This is a genomic window from Nicoliella lavandulae (assembly GCF_037546185.1).
GTDB classification, from domain to species: Bacteria; Bacillota; Bacilli; order Lactobacillales; family Lactobacillaceae; genus Nicoliella; species Nicoliella lavandulae.
In genome coordinates this window covers 173,542-189,800 of the sequence record NZ_JAWMWH010000001.1, presented here as the reverse complement: position 1 = coordinate 189,800, position 16,259 = coordinate 173,542, and the positions used below count along the sequence as shown (strand labels likewise).

Sequence of the window (16,259 nt, the reverse complement as noted above, 5' to 3'; positions counted from 1 at the left end):
TTTAGGTTATTTTGAGTACTAATAGTTAGTGACAATCGTAATTAGATTAGTATGTTAGAATGAATTATAAGTTTTTTTAAATCGAGATGATATTAGTGCAAAAATGGATAGATAAAATCCCCTGGAAGCTAATTTTGGGCCTCATTATAGTTAGTGGGGTCATTTTAGTGGGGGTCATGCATGATGATGGGCTATACCAACAACCCATCATGCAAGTGCAGTCGGTGACGGAAGGTAAACCGTCTAAGACCAATGATGAGTTTCAAAATGCAGATACTCAGACTAATCAAACCCTAAAGGGGGTCGTATTGAATGGTAAGTACCGCGGCCATCGATTAACGATCACCAATACGTATTCGACTTCTCAGACGATGGATCATCGGTATCGAGTCGGTGAAAAGGCGTTCGTAGTCATCCACCCCAGTGAAGATTTTCGCGCAACGATTCAAGACTATAAGCGCGATGTCCCCATTACGTTCTTGGTCCTATTAGCCGTTTGTTTACTCTTGGTGTTCTTAAAACTAAGCGGGTTAACGGCGCTCTTGAGCATCGGAATCAATACGATTTTGTTCTACATTGCAGTGATGTTGAACGGCCATAGTCAAGGAACCCAGGTCCTATTAGTCTTTTCAATATTAACGGTGGTCTTTTCAGTGGTGACGCTAATTTTAATTTTAGGGTTTACCCGCCAAATGATGGTAACGCTAGCCTCAACGTTACTCGGCACGCTCGCTTCGATCTTATTGGCGTTAGTGGTCTTTGCATTGACGCATGAACGCGGCGTTTATTACGAATCAATGCAGTATGTGACCCAGTTGCCGCGGCCGTTATTTTTAGCCGAGACAATGATTGGTTCACTCGGGGCCGTGATGGATGAATCGACTGATATTGTGTCATCGCTCTTTGCGTTGAAACGAGAACGACCTGATTTATCACGCCTCCAGATTTTTAAGTCGGGCCAACAAATTGGTAAGTCGATCATGGGACCACTCTTAAACGTCTTGTTCTTTATTTTTATGGGTGAAACGATACCCATGGCGTTACTGTTCTTAAAGAATGGGAACACGTGGGGGTATTCGTTCTCAATGAACATGTCGTTAGGGATGGTCCAAAGCTTGATCAGTGGGATTGGAATCGTATTAGCAATTCCATTGGCGAGTGGACTGACGGCCCTATGGATTGATAGAAAGCGAAGTGAAGTCAAATGAGTACAATTGTAGCGCTCGGCTTGCTATTATTAGGGTTGATGGTGATTGTGGGTGGCAAACAGGGGTTCCAATCGTTCATTAGTTTATTATTGAACTTTGGATTCTTATTCTTTGCGATTGTGTTAATTGCATTTCACTTTCCCCCGTTACTAGTAACGATCATAACGGGAGTCATTATCTTAGCCATCACCATTTTCTTAAGTGGGACGAGCGATGAAACCAGCCAGATTGCGTTCGTAGCGTCATTATTCGTATTGGGATTATTAATTTTGTTGATCATCCCAGTCGAACATTGGGCTCAGGTACAAGGTTTTGGCCTTGAGGATAGTGATGACTTGGAAGGAATGTCGATTCTAGTCGGCATCAACTACGTGAAGGTAGCGACCACGACCGCGATTTTGAGTACGCTTGGGGCAATTGCTGAAGCTACGATGGCGGTGGCGTCTGGATTAGATGAAATTGTGGAACAACACCCCAAAATTACCGCCCAGCGACTATTTAACGATGGGATTACCGTCGGCAAGCAAATCATTGGAACGACCTTAAATACGTTGTTCTTTGGGTTGTTTGGGGGCTCGTTATCCCTGTTCATTTGGTTTGCCGGTTTAAACTACTCATTCGGCAGTATCATGAACGATAAGGTATTCGCGGCTCAATTTGTAATCATCATTTTCTCGTTGATTGGGGTCATCATTACGATTCCAATTACTTCATTGGTAATGGCACAACAGCATCAGCGACGATTGAAAAGAAAGGTGAATGATCATGACAAGTAATAAATTAGGCGTAACAGCACAAGATTTATACCACATTAAATCTTTGACCCAACCCAATCCAATTGGCAAACGGGCCTTCTTTGTTGAAAATGGGATTGATAAAGCATCAAATCGTTATACTTCCCAAATTGCCAGTGTAGATGTAGATGGCAACTATCAAGTTTGGGCTCAAGGCGGCTTGAACTTACAACCCCTCGGAACGGCGAAGAATCTATATTATCGTCACTTAGATGCCAAGGGGCGCTTTCAAGTGATGCAAATGCCCCTGACTGGTGGTGAAGCTTTGCAGGTAACTAATGGGGATTCAATTGTTCAAATGCGAATGACGCCCGACGAAAACGTCTTAGTGTTTAAGCGGGTGCACACGAACGTTTCCAGTAAGTTTTCCACTAGTGATCGGCCACGAATTCGCCACATTACTAAGTTGCAAAACCGCGCCGATGGAATTGGCTGGATCTCAAACGATAAACGCTACTCACTAGTAATGTTTGATTTACAGACCCACCAAGAAGTGACGCTGTTTGAAAGTAACTATGACTTTGACTTCCAAGGGATTAGTCCGGACTTACGAAAGTTAGTTTTTATTCAATCCACGTTGCATAACTTAACCGATGCGATTGATGATACGGCTGCCGTTTATTTATACGATATTGAAAAGAAAAAGAAAACCTGGGTCACTAGCGAAATGCCTAGTGGAATCTTCACTGACGTCCGGTTTTCACCCAACGGCGAAAACTTGATCGTGATTGGGAATGATAATCACTATACACATGCTACGGTCAACCACGTGTACCTATATCCAATCGAAGATGGGAATTTGTACCAGTTGAACCTAAGTGATGATGTAGATGCGGGCTTTTCGGCCGGGTTAAGTACGGATTTTGCTCAACACCGCACGAATTTAGCCGTGTATTGGTTAGATAGTACCCACTATTTATTCCATGGCTACCACCATGGCTACAGTCGCCTCTACATTGGTGACCTAGATGGGACGGTCGAATTAGTCCGTGATAATCACAGTGAAATTTATGACTTCGTCCCCATTGACTTTAACCACGTGTTAATTAGTGCTTCCTCGCAGAAACAACCGAGTGAACTTAGAATCGTGGACTTAAAGAACTTTAACGAACGCAAGTTATATAATCCAAATGAAGCCTACGAAGCCACTCATCAGTATGCTGAAGTGGGTGGCTTTAAATTCACAACGACGGATGAACAAACTGAGGTGCATGGTTGGGTAATGCATGCGCTAAACTTTGATCCAAAGCAAAAATCACCCGTTGTGTTATATGTTCATGGGGGCCCACACGATGCCTATGGTGAATCATTCATGCATGAATTTCAGTACTTAGCCAGTCAGGGCTTTGCCGTTATTTTCATGAATCCACGGGGTTCAACGACCTATGGGCAACAGTTTGAAAAGGCGGTAATGGGTCATTATGGCGAAGTCGATTATGATGACATCATGAAGGGCTTGGATGTTGCGTTAAATCAATATCCAGACTTAGATTCCGACCGGGTCTTTTTAGCCGGTGGTTCATATGGTGGATTCTTTGCAGCTTGGGCCGTTGGCCACACGGATCGATTCAAAGCTGCTAGTGTGCAACGGCCAATTATTGATTGGCAAGCTCTGTATGGTACCGGTGATATTGGAATTCGCTATGCATCAGGTGAATTAGGGAAGGACCTATATGCTGATCATGCCGATGAATACTATTGGGATAAGTCACCATTGAAGTATGCCCATCATGTGAAAACCCCAGTGCGGATTCAACATGGTGAATACGATATGCGAGTGCCTACGAACCAAAGTGAAGCGTTCTTTACGGCGGTTAAGCAAACGGGCACGGATGTTGATTATATTCGTTATCCGCAATCCTACCATGGCCTTTCTCGACATGGGTTACCTAACTTACGGGTCCAACGCCTCTTAGACATTACCGAATGGTTCCGGCGCTATTTAAATGAATAACTAAAAAAGAATCTACTAGTTGTAGATTCTTTTTTATACTCAAAGTTCAAAGTATCTTGAGAAAATGCGTGGAATATGCTAAAATATAATTAATGATTGTGAGAAATTAATCGCTTTGACCGGAACCAACGAAAGGGTTGATTGAACATGGAAAGCAAAAATTTGTCACAGCGTACGCATAGAGCGATGAAAAAGTTTATCGTGAGACTTTTGACCGGCTCTGCTCAAGGAATTTTGATGGGGGTCTTACCAGCCGCCATTTTAAAATATGTTTTAAGCCCATTGGTGCATAGTAAGATTCAATGGGCGATGCACTTAAATGCAATTTTAGTCTTATTTAACGTTTTTATTCCAATTCTAATTGGGATGGCCGTTGCGAATCAATTTAAGCTGCATTCGTTAGAAACGGGGTCAGTCATGCTAGCGACTGGCGCAGCGTCGGGATCGATTCAATGGGTAACGACTAAGCCTGGCTTTACGGATCCAATTACGAATATTGATAATCCAGTCGCGAGTACGTTTTACGTTGCCAATGGCTCGGGGGACGTAATTAATTCGATTATCGTTGCTAGTTTAGCCATTATTACGATTAAGTTCTTACAACGCTATGTCAACGGGTTCGGCTCGATTTCAATTATTCTAACCCCATTAGTGGTGGGCGGATTGATTGGGCTGATCGGCTATCTGTTATCCCCATCGGTGGGAATGATTACGACTAAGTTAGGGGAATTGATTGCCTTTTTCACTGATTTTCAACCAATGTTGATGAGTGTGATTATTGCAATGTTCTTTGCATTTTTAACGATTACGCCGATTTCGACCGTTGGAATTGCCCTCGCCATTTCATTGTCAGAACTAGGCGCTGGTGCTGCTGGGGTGGGCGTTGTTTCAACTACGGTCGTATTATTGATCAACTCACTATTTGTGAATAAGAAGGGGACTACGTTGGCCATCTTCTTAGGGGCAATGATGGGGATGATGACAACGGTATTCAAAAAACCGATTATGATTTTAGCATTTATGTTGACTGCGGGAATCGCTGCGATTCCAGTCGCGCTGTTTAACGTTCAGGGGACGCCCACTTCAGCTGGATTAGGCTGGATTGGCTGGGGGTCACCCATTCAATCGGTAGTGGCCGATGAAGGCGAACGTGAATTTATTACCCACTTGGTAGGGATTGGTCCGGCAATTATTACCTGGGTGGTGGTACCGATTGTGGTTGGCATCATCGTTAATCTAATTTTTACTAAGGGATTGAAGTTATACCAGCCCCAAGATTTACACCACGAAATTAAATAAGCATCAAAAAAACGGTTTCGACTGATTATCATCAGCCGGAACCGTTTTTAATTTTAAATGGACATTAACACCCACACGATGCCGCCAATTGAAATGGCAGTGGCAACGGTAATGGCGTAAATAATCATGCCATGTTCCTTAAAAAAATCGCGCATTTTAAGCTCCTAGTCTTGATTGTGGTCTAAAAAGTCAACAATGGTGGCCTTGTAGAGTTTGATCATATCCAGGTAAGTGGAAATTTCAACGTATTCATTGGGACTATGGGCGGTGGTGTTGCCAGGTCCTACGACCGCCACATCCATGGTTTCATTGTGGCGTCTGAATTCAGAGGCATCAGTACCTAATGAAACCCCAATTGCCGGGAGGGCATCTGGTTCGTGCAACGTGTGCTTAGCATGCTTTTGGAAGATGTTAAAGAGCTTAGTGTGGTTATCGCTTTTAACCGGTAGTTCACTGTGTTCTACCGTTAGTTCCAATTCGATTCCTGGTTGCGCATTGAGTTTAGCGATTACAATTTTAAGCCGGCGAATTAGTTCTTCATTGGAGACTTGTGGAATCGTTCTGACCTTAACGATTTCATAGGCTAAGTCGGGGACAGAGTTGATTTGTTCGCCCCCGTGGAAAATATCAGGGGAATAAACCGTCCGCCCTAATTCAGGGTCTGATTCGGTCAAGTTAGCGTAGAATTCCTTTTCTGCGAGGTAGTATTTGATCAATGAATCAATCGCATTAATTCCCATTTGTGGCATCGAGCTGTGAGCGGCTTTTCCTCGGGCTGTTACCCGGTATGCCATCCACCCCTTATGAGCCTTAATGATAAAATGTTGTTCTAATGCATCTGATAGGAAGGCCTTTTTCAAGAGATCCTTTAAGACCTTTTTATCAATCGTGACTCCATCACTATTAACATAGGAACGGAGCCCATGAAGTGAAACCCCACTGGGTTCTGCAATTACCATTGCGTCTAAATCATCAACATAGCCCTTGTCGGTCAGGAACTTAGCACCTGCGGCTGATAGTTCTTCTCCGATGGTTCCAATGAATCGAATGGTTCCATTGATGGGCGTATTAGCTTCTTTTAATTCGATCATCGCAATTGCTAAATCAGCAATTCCGCCTTTCATATCGGTCGTTCCTCGTCCATACATCCGGCCCTTTTTAAGGGTACCTTCAAATGGATTGGAATGCCAGGTCCGCTCATCTCCTTGATGAACAGTATCTAAGTGACCACTTAACCCGAGTTTGGGATGTTGTCCATTTCCCATTTCAGCAATGATATTGCTGCGGTTATGGAATTCAGCCACTAGTTTAGCGTTGATATCATATTCTTGGAAGAGATGGAGTAGATATTCAGCAACGGCACCTTCGTTATCATTGACTGATTTAATATCGATGAGATCCTTTAAAATCTTGATTTTCTTTTCTTTTTCCATATGGGTATAAAATTCCTCCGTAAAAATGATTAACGTTTGTAAAATACATATTGATAACAATTATATTGGATAAAATTATCGATTTCAATCAAAAACCGGCCCCAAATTAATTTGAGGTCGGTAGTTTAAAATTGGTTCATTAATTTTCCTACGGAATAGTGAATGATCATGGTTAAAATTCCAATAATAATGTTACGAATGATGGCGGTTTTAACGAGCCCGTTACCTAGTTTGGCACTCAAGAACCCGGTAATGGCCACTGAAATAATAACGGCTAAGATCGTCCCTGGCCATTCGATGCCAGTAGGGAGCAATGACATGGCAGCTAGTGGTAAGATGCCACCTAATGCTGCTGAAAAGAGAGATGAAAAAGCAGCGTTCCAAGGATTCATGTAGTGACCAAGTTGAATGTCATTTTTAACATTGACCATCGTAGCGAGGGGATTCTTATCTAATAATTCCTGAGCAATCTTATGGGCAGTTTCTGGGGTGATGCCCCGGGCAACGTAGTAATCTTGAACGGCCTTTAATTCACCAGCAAAGTCGGTCTTTAATAGTTGCTTTTCGGATGCTACGGCAGCCCCTTCAGCATCCCGTTGAGAACTAACCGATGCATATTCACCAGATGCCATTGAAAAGGCACATGCCAATAGGTCGGATAACCCAGCAATGAAGATGGTAAACGGGTTCGGGGTGGCAATTGCCACGGAGAATAGAACGCCGACAACGGTTAAAATCCCGTCATTGGATCCCAGCACCCCGGCTCTGAGCGTATTTAATTTTTCAGCCATGGTTTGTTTTGTCTTTGATTTCATTTTAATAGCTCCCTTCGAATTATAATGCACCGATGATCTTACCAATTAAGTATGTAACGACCATGGTCAACATGCCCGAGATGATATTTCTTAACATGGAGCGGCCGCGATTAGCCTTACTTAATACGGCAGCTGAATAACCAGTAATCGCTAGGGCGATTAAGACGGCAATGAAGGTCATGATGACCCGTTGTTGACTTGGAAATAGGGCGATGGCGGCTAGTGGTAAGATTGAACCGGTAGGAAATGAAATCATAGAAGCAATTGCGGCTGCATAAGGACTGGTAAATTCATTAACGTTAAAGCCGTACTTTTCACGAACCGTGGTAACTAATGAATTTTTATGCATCATTTCAGAAGTGGCTTGGGCAGCTAATTCGGGCGTGATGCCAATTGCTTCATATTTTTTTTGAACTAAGTTGAATTCACCTTGGTAGTCATTTTCGAGGGCCTTCTTTTGGGTGCTGACTGCATTTCGTTGTGAATCCTTTTCAGTACTAACTGAGACCCATTCCCCCATCGCCATGGAGACCGTCCCGGCAATCATTCCGGCAATTCCGGAAATGAAAATGGCAAATGAATTGGCAGTGGCTCCGGCCACCCCAATAACGATCCCAGCAACTGATAAAATCCCATCATTGGCCCCCATAACGCTAGCTCGGATGATGTTGATTTTCTGTGCTAATGATTGTTTCTTCATTCCTAACAACTCCCTTTTTGTTTTAATTATCACTTTATAATCATTATTAATTAATATAAATTATATTCTTATTAAGATGAATTGTAAAGCGTTTAATATTAACAAAATAAAAGTTAGGGTACCCGCAACTAATTTTCATGATAACGCATTTTAGAGCAATAAAAAAAGCGATTGCTATTCAATCGCTTCCAATGAAAATTAATTTAACTGTAATGATTTAACAAATTTTTGATATGCGGCTTCTTCACCAGTATCGGTAACGGTAGTGTTAGCCTGATTAATATTGGCATGGTGTAAGTCGGCTTCATCAATGGTAACTTGATGGGTAAACGTAGCATTTCCAATCAATTGAATCCATTGTTTAGCGTCATTTGGGTGGACCTTAGTCTTGACCATTCCACCAGGATTAGTCACTTCAATTGGTTGATCGATGTCGACTTGATCGGGGTAGTTAAGCGCAAAGGCAAGGGAAGTAGCTGACATGCCAGTTCCACATGCGTTGGTAAACCCAACCCCACGTTCGTAAGTTCTTACGAATAGGCGGTTTTTACCTAAGATCTTAGCGAAGTTGACGTTAACCCCGTCTGGGAAGTACTTGTTTTCACCGTTTAAACGTTGTCCTAATTCACCTAATGTATCGTTTAAATCATGGTCATTATCCACAAAACTAATTAAGTGTGGATTTGGTACGGCAATCGTCGTGAACTTAAGGTGATCGTTTAATTGGGGCAGTGGTTGGTTGATAATTTTATCCATGCCCAAGTTATCAAAGGGAAAAGCTTCCTTTTGGTAACGAACGGGTGAGATTTCAACTGCAAAAGCAGTTACGTCTGGTGCTAGAGGGGCTTGGCGTTCAACGAATAGGTCGGCAGCCGGAGTTTCCACCTTGAATTCATTTTGACCAGATTGATCGGATAGGTACCGAGAAACACAACGTAAACCGTTCCCACACATTGAAGCCCGGCTCCCGTCGGCGTTAACCACTTCCATGCGACCAATTGCGTCTGCATGATTGGAGCTATCAACAACTAATACTCCATCTGCACCATCTAATAAGCTATCTGGCTTACAGATGGTTTGGGCTAACTTAGTTAATTCGTCAGCGGATAGTTTAGTGGTTAATGCAGTTTGATCTAAGATAAAAAATTGATTTTCGGAACCATGGACCTTTAATAATTGAGCCATTGTTATTCACCTTCCTGTTGATTGAAAAATTGATTATAAATATCAACGACGGCGCGGTTAGCATCTGATTTACGAGTTCCAATCATGATGGAAATTTGGGAAGCACCTTGGTTGATCATGTTGACTTTAATATTATCTGCGGCGAGTGGGTCGATGGACTTACTTAAGGCGTTAGTTTGATCTACCATGCCTTCACCAACCACCATGATGATGGCGTAGTCGTCGATCCATTGTAATTTATCGGGATGCAAAATGTCATGAATATCATTACACATTGCTTTGATTTTATCTTGATTTAACTGGTTCTTATCGAAAATAATTGTTAAATCATCAATTCCAGATGGCATGTGTTCATATGAAATTCCGTACTTATAAAAAATTTGGAGGAGTTTTAATGTAAACCCAACTTCCTTATTTAAGAGGTAACGGTGGAGATAAAGTGCTGCGAAGTGATTCGAACTAGCTACTCCCGTGATTGGGTGTTCAGCTTGGAAGCCACCTTCTGGAACGATTAGGGTGCCGGGAGCATCGGGGTCGTTCGTATTACGCACGTTAATGGTGACCTTACCTTCAATCGCAGGAATAATGGCTTCATCGTTAAAGACTGAGAAACCAGCATATGATAGTTCTCGCATTTCACGATAAGTCATCTTTTTAATGGCGATGGGATGATCGATGATCTTTGGATTAGCGGCATAGATAGCACTAACATCGGTAAAGTTTTCATATAGGGGGATGTTTAATCCACGGGCAATGATTGAACCAGTAATGTCGGAACCACCCCGGGCAAAGGTGGCAATGTTACCTTCCTTAGTGATACCAAAGAAACCAGGGAAGACTAATTTTTCCTTGCCATAGCCAAAGTGACCTAGGTTTTCGTAGGTTTCTGGCAGTACCGTAGCTGCGTTAGGGTCATCATCACTTACGGTGATACCAGCTTCGCTAGGGTCAACAAAGCGGGATTCAACGCCTAGTTGATTTAAGACCATCGCCATTAGTTCAGCATTTAATTTTTCACCATGTGCCTTAAAAGCAGCTAATAAATATTCATTATTTGGATATTTTTGGTTAGGTAGGTTGGTCAATGTGTCAGCAATTTGTTTAAATTGATCAGCGGACACGTTAAATTGATCAGCAATTTGTTGATACCGTTCAATGATGGTTGCCAGGGTTTTACTACTGTCCTTGCCGGCAACGGTTTCGTTTGCATATTGAATTAATAAGTCGGTTACTTTGATATCACCATCAAACCGTTTCCCAGGTGCGGAAACTACGATTACTTGTCTTTTGGGATCTGCGTTGATAATGTCGATAACTTTTTGGTATTGATCACCATTAGCTAGTGAACTACCACCAAATTTAATGATTTTAGTCACGGGATACACTCCTCTAATAATTTTCACATTGATTAATTTGCATTCTATCATGAAATTAAATTTAATCAACAACGATAACCGCATGACCAGGGCGTTTCAAAAAATCATATATAGTAATAAAAAAAATAAAAAAATTTTTGAGTAAAAGTGTTGACGAAACGGGTGAGATGCTATAACATTTTAAGTAATCGAAGAGGTCGCATCCAAGACTACTAGATTAATTGAGTCACTGTAATGACATCGAGATTAATCGAACAGCGCGGTTGCCGAAGTTAGTACTTAGTTACAGCTAAATACTTTCTGGGACGTGATTTAAGAGGTCACGGACTGTCACAAGGAAAAGCTTGTGGAGCGCTTTCGACAATAAGAAACTAATAATGAAAATGTCTAAAACCATTAGGATTCTTTTGTATGAACGTGTTTACCACATTCGTACGAAGGAATCCTTTTTTGTGCAATATTAGCGACCTCATTTAAATTCAGGAGGAAATTTTATGAACGAGCAAATTAGTCAATCCGATATTAACCAAGCAGGCCACCTTACCATTGGTGGTTGCGATGCAGTGGAATTAGCCAATGAATTTGGCACCCCATTAGTGGTTTACGATGTGAACAAGATCAAATCACAAATTGAACACTTCCAAGAAGTTTTCAAAAACAACGACGTTGACTATGCCGTTTGTTACGCAAGTAAAGCGTTTGCTAACACGGCAATGTATCAATTAGTTGATTCAATGAACTGTCACATCGATGTGGTGTCAGCTGGTGAAATGAGCATGGCATTACACGCTGGCTTCCCCGCTAGTAAGATGACATTCCATGGCAACAACAAGTCATTAGCCGAATTGCAAATGGCAGTTGACAATGGCATTGGCGTAATTGCTTTAGATAACTTCCATGAAATTGACTTGTTAGAACAAGTGCTTGCCAAATCCAATGCTGAAATCGAAGTAATGCTTCGTATCACCCCGGGGATTTCAGCTCATACGCATGAATACATTCAAACCGGTCAAGTTGACAGTAAGTTTGGGTTCGACTTAGAATCCGGCGAAGCTGAACGCGCATTACAAACGGTGTTGAAACATTCTCGGATGCACCTAATTGGAATTCATGCCCACATCGGTTCACAAATCTTTGAATTGAACGGGTTTGAAATGGCAGCTAACAAGTTAGTAGAATTAGCTGCTGATTGGAAGCAACGTTTTAACTACCAAGCAAAAGTGATCGATGTTGGTGGTGGATTTGGAATTCGTTATACCGATGAAGACAAACCACTTAAGCCAGAACAATTTGTGGATACGATCATTAAGACCATTAAACAAGCTAGCCAAGATCACGGTCTTGATACCCCAGCCGTTTGGATTGAACCCGGTCGTTCCATTGTCGGTCCTGCTGGATACAACCTTTACACGATCGGTTCTCGCAAGGATGTTGAAGGCATTCGTTCATATGTATCCGTTGATGGTGGGATGGGTGATAACATCCGGCCAGCACTATACGATGCTAAGTACGAAGCAGTAGTTGCTAACCGGCCCGCAGATGAAATTGTAGAACATGTTCATATTGCCGGGAAGTACTGTGAGTCAGGTGACATCTTGATTCAAGACCAACCCCTACCAAAGACACAACCAGGGGATGTATTAGTAATGTTAGATACCGGAGCATACGGTTATGCAATGGCTTCTAACTATAACCTAAATCCAAAACCAGCCATTGTCTTTGTGGATAACGGCAAGGCCACGCTAGTAACCCGTCGTGAAACCCCAGCGGATCTTGAACGACTTGATTATGGATTAGATGGTAAATAAGATAAACTATATAATAGTAGAAAAATAAATTTATAACCCTAAAGGAGTAATTTAAACATGGCACAATTAGATGCAAAATCAATCATTAACTACATTTCAACTGCAAAGAAGCAAACCCCAGTTAAGGTATACGTAAACGGTCAAATTGACCAAATCGATTTCCCAGCAGATGTAAAGGTATTTAAGGGAACTGATTCCGCAGTTATCTTTGGTGACTGGGCAGTGGTTGAACCACTATTAAAAGAAGCTGCAATTAATGATTACGAAATTGAAAACTGGACTCGTAACTCAGCCGTTCCATTACTTGATTTAAAGAACATTAACGCACGGATCGAACCCGGTGCCATCATCAGAGACCAAGTATTAATTGGTGACAATGCCGTAGTAATGATGGGAGCCATCATTAACATCGGTTGTGAAATTGGTGCTAATTCCATGATCGATATGGGAGTTGTAATGGGTGGTCGTGCCATCGTTGGGGAACATTCCCACATTGGTGCCGGTGCCGTTCTTGCCGGAGTGATCGAACCAGCATCTGCTGAACCAGTTCGGATCGATGATGACGTATTAATTGGTGCTAACGCCGTAGTAATCGAAGGAGTTCACGTTGGAAAGGGTGCCGTAGTTGCTGCCGGTGCCATCGTAACCCACGATGTGGAACCATATACAATGGTTGCTGGAACCCCAGCACGTAAGATCAAAGATGTTGATGCAGGAACTCAATCTAAGACTAGTTTAGAAGACGATTTAAGAAAGTTGTGATTTCAATGGCTACATTAAAAGAAGCAGATTTAATTAAAATTCGCCGGCACTTACACCAAATTCCAGAATTAGCGTTACATGAAACTAAGACGCATGCGTACTTGAAACAAATCATTAGTGGATTTGATCAAACACACTTAACAATGAAGGAAATTGATTCACTACCAACGGCGTTGTTGGTTCGAATCGAAGGTAGTCAACCAACCAGAACGATTGGTTATCGGGCTGATATTGATGCATTACCAGTAACGGAAGCGACTGGCCTAGAATATGCTTCTAAGCATGCTAATACAATGCATGCGTGTGGCCATGACATGCACATGACCGTTGCTTTAGGGGTATTGAGTTACTTTACAACCCATCAACCTAAAGATAACCTCATTTTCTTCTTCCAACCAGCTGAAGAAAGTGAGAACGGCGGTAAGTTAGCTTACGAAGCAGGCGTCTTTGAAGGTCAATGGCGTCCTGATGAATTCTATGGCTTACACGACACACCAGATTTACCAGCCGGTGCAATTGGTTGCCGAATGGGCACCTTATTTGCCGGTACGACCGAAGTCAACGTTGATTTAATTGGGAAGAGTGGGCATGCTGCTTATCCGCAAAATGCCAATGATATGGTAGTGGTTGCAGCTCAATTCATCAACCAAATCCAAACCATCATTTCTAGAAGCATTGACCCAATTCAAAGTGGGGTCATTACTTTTGGTAAACTTCAAGCCGGGACCATCAGAAATGTGATTGCTGGAAACGCCCGCATTGAAGGAACGATTCGTGGATTAACTCAAACCATGATTGAAACGATTGACGAACGAATCAGAGATGTTGCCGCTGGAATTGCCCGCAGTTATAACTGTGAAGTCAACGTGGAGTTGAACCAGGGTGGGTACTTACCAGTTGAAAACAATCCTAAATTAACCGCTAATTTTATCCATTACATGCAATCAAATGAACATGTTAACTTTATTGAAACGAAACCAGCAATGACTGGTGAAGATTTTGGTTACTTATTATCGAAGATTCCCGGAACAATGTTTTGGCTCGGTGTCGATGATAATGCCCAACTCCATTCTGCTGACTTCACACCTAAGGAAGCAGCTTTGGAACCCGGAATCCAAGCAATTACTGATTTTTTGAATTATCGAATGCAACAAAATTAAGGAGGGCTTAATTATGTTTGAAAACGCAGATTTAATGACAGCCATTATTACCCCATTTGGAACCGATGGGCAAATTGACTATGACACTTTAGCAACTTTAACTGAACGCTACATTAAGGAAGGGAATCGCGGGTTCGTTATCGGTGGAACCACTGGTGAAACCCCTACGTTAACCCACGATGAAAAGATTGAACTATACACCCGGTTTGGTGAAATCGTAAACGGTCGGGTCCCAGTCATTGCCGGCGTTGGTAGTAACAATACCGCCGAAACCGTTGCCTTTACTGAAGAAGTTAGTCACATCAAGGGCATTGATGCAGCCTTAGTCGTAGTTCCTTACTACAATAAGCCAGACCAACGGCGGATGGTGGCGCACTTTACAGCCGTAGCTGAAAAGGGCAATATGCCAATCGTGATGTACAACATCCCTGGTCGGACGGGCGTTACCATGAGTAACGAAACCGTTTTACAACTAGCGCAAAATCCAAAAATCGTTGGGGTTAAGCAATGTACTTCGATGGAAGACCTTGAATTCTTAGTTGAAAATGCACCGGCTGATTTTGCAGTCTTCAGTGGTGAAGATCCACAAGCACTATTTGCGAAGGTAATTGGGGCCACTGGTGTTATTTCCGTTGCTTCCCATGTTTATGGTTCTGAAATGCGTGAAATGTATGATACATTAGAAACAGGCAATTACAAGCGCGCTGGTGAATTACAACGTGACTTGACCCCTAAGATGGCTGCAATGTTTATGTACCCATCACCAGCACCCGTTAAGGCAATCTTGAATGCCGAAGGATATCAAGTTGGTGATTGTCGACTACCAATCTTGCCACTTGATAATGAAGAAAAGCAAGCCCTTGCGTTAGCATTAGGCTTAGACGCAGATGCGCTAAATCATAAGTTAGAGGAGTTAGGATAATGACGAAGATTTTGTTAGCCGGATTTACCGGTTCAATGGGCCAAAAGGCAATTACCATGATCAACGAAACGGAAGGCTTTGAATTATCAGCAGTCTACTCACCACGAGCTAATCAATCAGCTGCTGACTATGGCTTAGCCGATTCAGTGAGCGTTTACAATCAATTAGCAGATATCGATTCTGATGCTGATATCTGGCTTGATTTTACTACCCCAGATTCCGTATATGAAAACACTAAGTTCGCAATTGAACATGGTTTTCATCCCATCATCGGAACTACTGGATTAACTGATGATCAAGAAAGCGAATTGATTCAACTATCAAAGGATAAACAACTCGGGGGCTTGATTGCACCTAACTTTGGGTTATCCGCAGTTCTATTGATGAAGTTTGCTAAACAAGCTGCTGAATACTTCCCAGATGTTGAAGTAATTGAAATGCATCACGAAGATAAAAAGGATGCCCCATCCGGGACGGCATTAAGCACTGCTAAGATGATCAACGAAGTCCGTAAGCCACATGAACAAGGTGATTCCAAGGAAACGATGCCTGGCGTTCGTGGTGGAGACTACAACGGAATTCGGATTCACGCAGTTCGACTACCTGGCTACATTGCGCACGAACAAGTATTATTTGGTGGTTCGGGAGAAGCCCTCACAATTCGCCAAGACTCATTTGATCGTTCGTCTTTTATGCAAGGAGTTAAGGTTGCTATAAAGAATGTTAAAAATTTACGCGAATTAGTTGTCGGATTAGAAAATCTTTTGTAAAATTAAGATAATTCTAATGTTTTACGATGAACGCAATTCATCAATTTGATAAACATTACGGGAGGAATCAGTA

At 42.2% G+C, this 16,259-nt stretch carries 14 protein-coding genes and 1 riboswitch; of the genes, 9 read left to right on the top strand and 5 right to left on the bottom strand.

Going from position 1 to position 16,259, the window contains the following annotated elements:
• Positions 1-86: 86 nt before the first annotated feature.
• From R4146_RS00940 to R4146_RS00925, 4 genes are all read left to right on the top strand, one after another.
• Positions 87-1,208: a YibE/F family protein gene (locus R4146_RS00940; RefSeq protein ID WP_373695325.1), complete on the top strand. Its 1,122-nt coding sequence runs from the start codon at positions 87-89 to the stop codon at positions 1,206-1,208.
• Positions 1,205-1,984: a YibE/F family protein gene (locus R4146_RS00935; protein WP_339959595.1), complete on the top strand. Its 780-nt coding sequence runs from the start codon at positions 1,205-1,207 to the stop codon at positions 1,982-1,984. The genes R4146_RS00940 and R4146_RS00935 overlap by 4 nt, the downstream gene beginning before the upstream one ends.
• Positions 1,974-3,956, top strand: coding sequence for a S9 family peptidase (locus tag R4146_RS00930; RefSeq protein WP_339959594.1), 1,983 nt, complete (start codon positions 1,974-1,976; stop codon positions 3,954-3,956). Before R4146_RS00935 ends, R4146_RS00930 begins: the two co-directional genes overlap by 11 nt.
• A 186-nt stretch (positions 3,957-4,142) precedes the next feature.
• Positions 4,143-5,255: a PTS sugar transporter subunit IIC gene (locus R4146_RS00925; RefSeq protein WP_339959593.1), complete on the top strand. Its 1,113-nt coding sequence runs from the start codon at positions 4,143-4,145 to the stop codon at positions 5,253-5,255.
• 164 nt (positions 5,256-5,419) lie between these two features.
• Here the strand turns inward: R4146_RS00925 and R4146_RS00920 are convergent, their stop codons facing one another.
• The 5 genes from R4146_RS00920 to R4146_RS00900 all read right to left on the bottom strand — a co-directional run bounded on the left by R4146_RS00920 (position 5,420) and on the right by R4146_RS00900 (position 10,764).
• Complete coding sequence (locus tag R4146_RS00920; protein ID WP_339959592.1) at positions 5,420-6,688, bottom strand: M20/M25/M40 family metallo-hydrolase; 1,269 nt, start codon at positions 6,686-6,688, stop codon at positions 5,420-5,422.
• Positions 6,689-6,813: 125 nt separating this feature from the next.
• Entirely contained in the window at positions 6,814-7,503 is a 690-nt protein-coding gene (locus R4146_RS00915) for a VIT1/CCC1 transporter family protein (protein ID WP_339959591.1), read from the bottom strand.
• Between the two features lie 19 nt (positions 7,504-7,522).
• On the bottom strand, positions 7,523-8,203 hold the full coding sequence (locus R4146_RS00910; RefSeq protein WP_339959590.1) for a VIT1/CCC1 transporter family protein: 681 nt from the start codon (positions 8,201-8,203) through the stop codon (positions 7,523-7,525).
• A 198-nt stretch (positions 8,204-8,401) separates the two neighbouring features.
• Positions 8,402-9,388 carry a diaminopimelate epimerase gene (gene dapF / locus R4146_RS00905; protein WP_339959589.1) on the bottom strand — a complete coding sequence of 329 codons (987 nt, stop codon included), beginning with the start codon at positions 9,386-9,388 and terminating at the stop codon, positions 8,402-8,404.
• A 2-nt stretch (positions 9,389-9,390) separates the two neighbouring features.
• Entirely contained in the window at positions 9,391-10,764 is a 1,374-nt protein-coding gene (locus tag R4146_RS00900; RefSeq protein WP_373695324.1) for an aspartate kinase, read from the bottom strand.
• Positions 10,765-10,947: 183 nt separating this feature from the next.
• A riboswitch (Lysine riboswitch) is annotated at positions 10,948-11,130 on the top strand.
• 128 nt (positions 11,131-11,258) lie between these two features.
• Between R4146_RS00900 and lysA the strand changes: the two genes are divergently transcribed.
• The 5 genes from lysA to dapB are packed head-to-tail and all read left to right on the top strand — an operon-like array spanning position 11,259 to position 16,186.
• Entirely contained in the window at positions 11,259-12,572 is a 1,314-nt protein-coding gene (gene lysA / locus R4146_RS00895; protein ID WP_339959587.1) for a diaminopimelate decarboxylase, read from the top strand.
• A gap of 57 nt (positions 12,573-12,629) precedes the next feature.
• Positions 12,630-13,334 carry a 2,3,4,5-tetrahydropyridine-2,6-dicarboxylate N-acetyltransferase gene (gene dapD, locus R4146_RS00890; protein WP_339959586.1) on the top strand — a complete coding sequence of 235 codons (705 nt, stop codon included), beginning with the start codon at positions 12,630-12,632 and terminating at the stop codon, positions 13,332-13,334.
• 5 nt (positions 13,335-13,339) lie between these two features.
• Positions 13,340-14,494, top strand: a complete 1,155-nt coding sequence (locus tag R4146_RS00885) for an N-acetyldiaminopimelate deacetylase (protein ID WP_339959585.1) — start codon at positions 13,340-13,342, stop codon at positions 14,492-14,494.
• A gap of 13 nt (positions 14,495-14,507) precedes the next feature.
• Complete coding sequence (dapA, locus tag R4146_RS00880) at positions 14,508-15,416, top strand: 4-hydroxy-tetrahydrodipicolinate synthase (RefSeq protein WP_339959584.1); 909 nt, start codon at positions 14,508-14,510, stop codon at positions 15,414-15,416.
• Positions 15,416-16,186, top strand: a complete 771-nt coding sequence (gene dapB / locus R4146_RS00875; protein WP_339959583.1) for a 4-hydroxy-tetrahydrodipicolinate reductase — start codon at positions 15,416-15,418, stop codon at positions 16,184-16,186. The genes dapA and dapB overlap by 1 nt, the downstream gene beginning before the upstream one ends.
• Positions 16,187-16,259: the final 73 nt, after the last annotated feature.

Bases quoted from the DNA above. Each gene is read 5' to 3' on its own strand.
- R4146_RS00940 (WP_373695325.1), top strand. From the start codon at position 87: ATGATATTAGTGCAAAAATGGATAGATAAAATCCCCTGGAAGCTAATT.
- R4146_RS00935 (WP_339959595.1), top strand. From the start codon at position 1,205: ATGAGTACAATTGTAGCGCTCGGCTTGCTATTATTAGGGTTGATGGTG.
- R4146_RS00930 (WP_339959594.1), top strand. From the start codon at position 1,974: ATGACAAGTAATAAATTAGGCGTAACAGCACAAGATTTATACCACATT.
- R4146_RS00925 (WP_339959593.1), top strand. From the start codon at position 4,143: ATGAAAAAGTTTATCGTGAGACTTTTGACCGGCTCTGCTCAAGGAATT.
- R4146_RS00920 (WP_339959592.1), bottom strand. From the start codon at position 6,688: ATGGAAAAAGAAAAGAAAATCAAGATTTTAAAGGATCTCATCGATATT.
- R4146_RS00915 (WP_339959591.1), bottom strand. From the start codon at position 7,503: ATGAAATCAAAGACAAAACAAACCATGGCTGAAAAATTAAATACGCTC.
- R4146_RS00910 (WP_339959590.1), bottom strand. From the start codon at position 8,203: ATGAAGAAACAATCATTAGCACAGAAAATCAACATCATCCGAGCTAGC.
- dapF (WP_339959589.1), bottom strand. From the start codon at position 9,388: ATGGCTCAATTATTAAAGGTCCATGGTTCCGAAAATCAATTTTTTATC.
- lysA (WP_339959587.1), top strand. From the start codon at position 11,259: ATGAACGAGCAAATTAGTCAATCCGATATTAACCAAGCAGGCCACCTT.
- dapD (WP_339959586.1), top strand. From the start codon at position 12,630: ATGGCACAATTAGATGCAAAATCAATCATTAACTACATTTCAACTGCA.
- R4146_RS00885 (WP_339959585.1), top strand. From the start codon at position 13,340: ATGGCTACATTAAAAGAAGCAGATTTAATTAAAATTCGCCGGCACTTA.
- dapA (WP_339959584.1), top strand. From the start codon at position 14,508: ATGTTTGAAAACGCAGATTTAATGACAGCCATTATTACCCCATTTGGA.
- dapB (WP_339959583.1), top strand. From the start codon at position 15,416: ATGACGAAGATTTTGTTAGCCGGATTTACCGGTTCAATGGGCCAAAAG.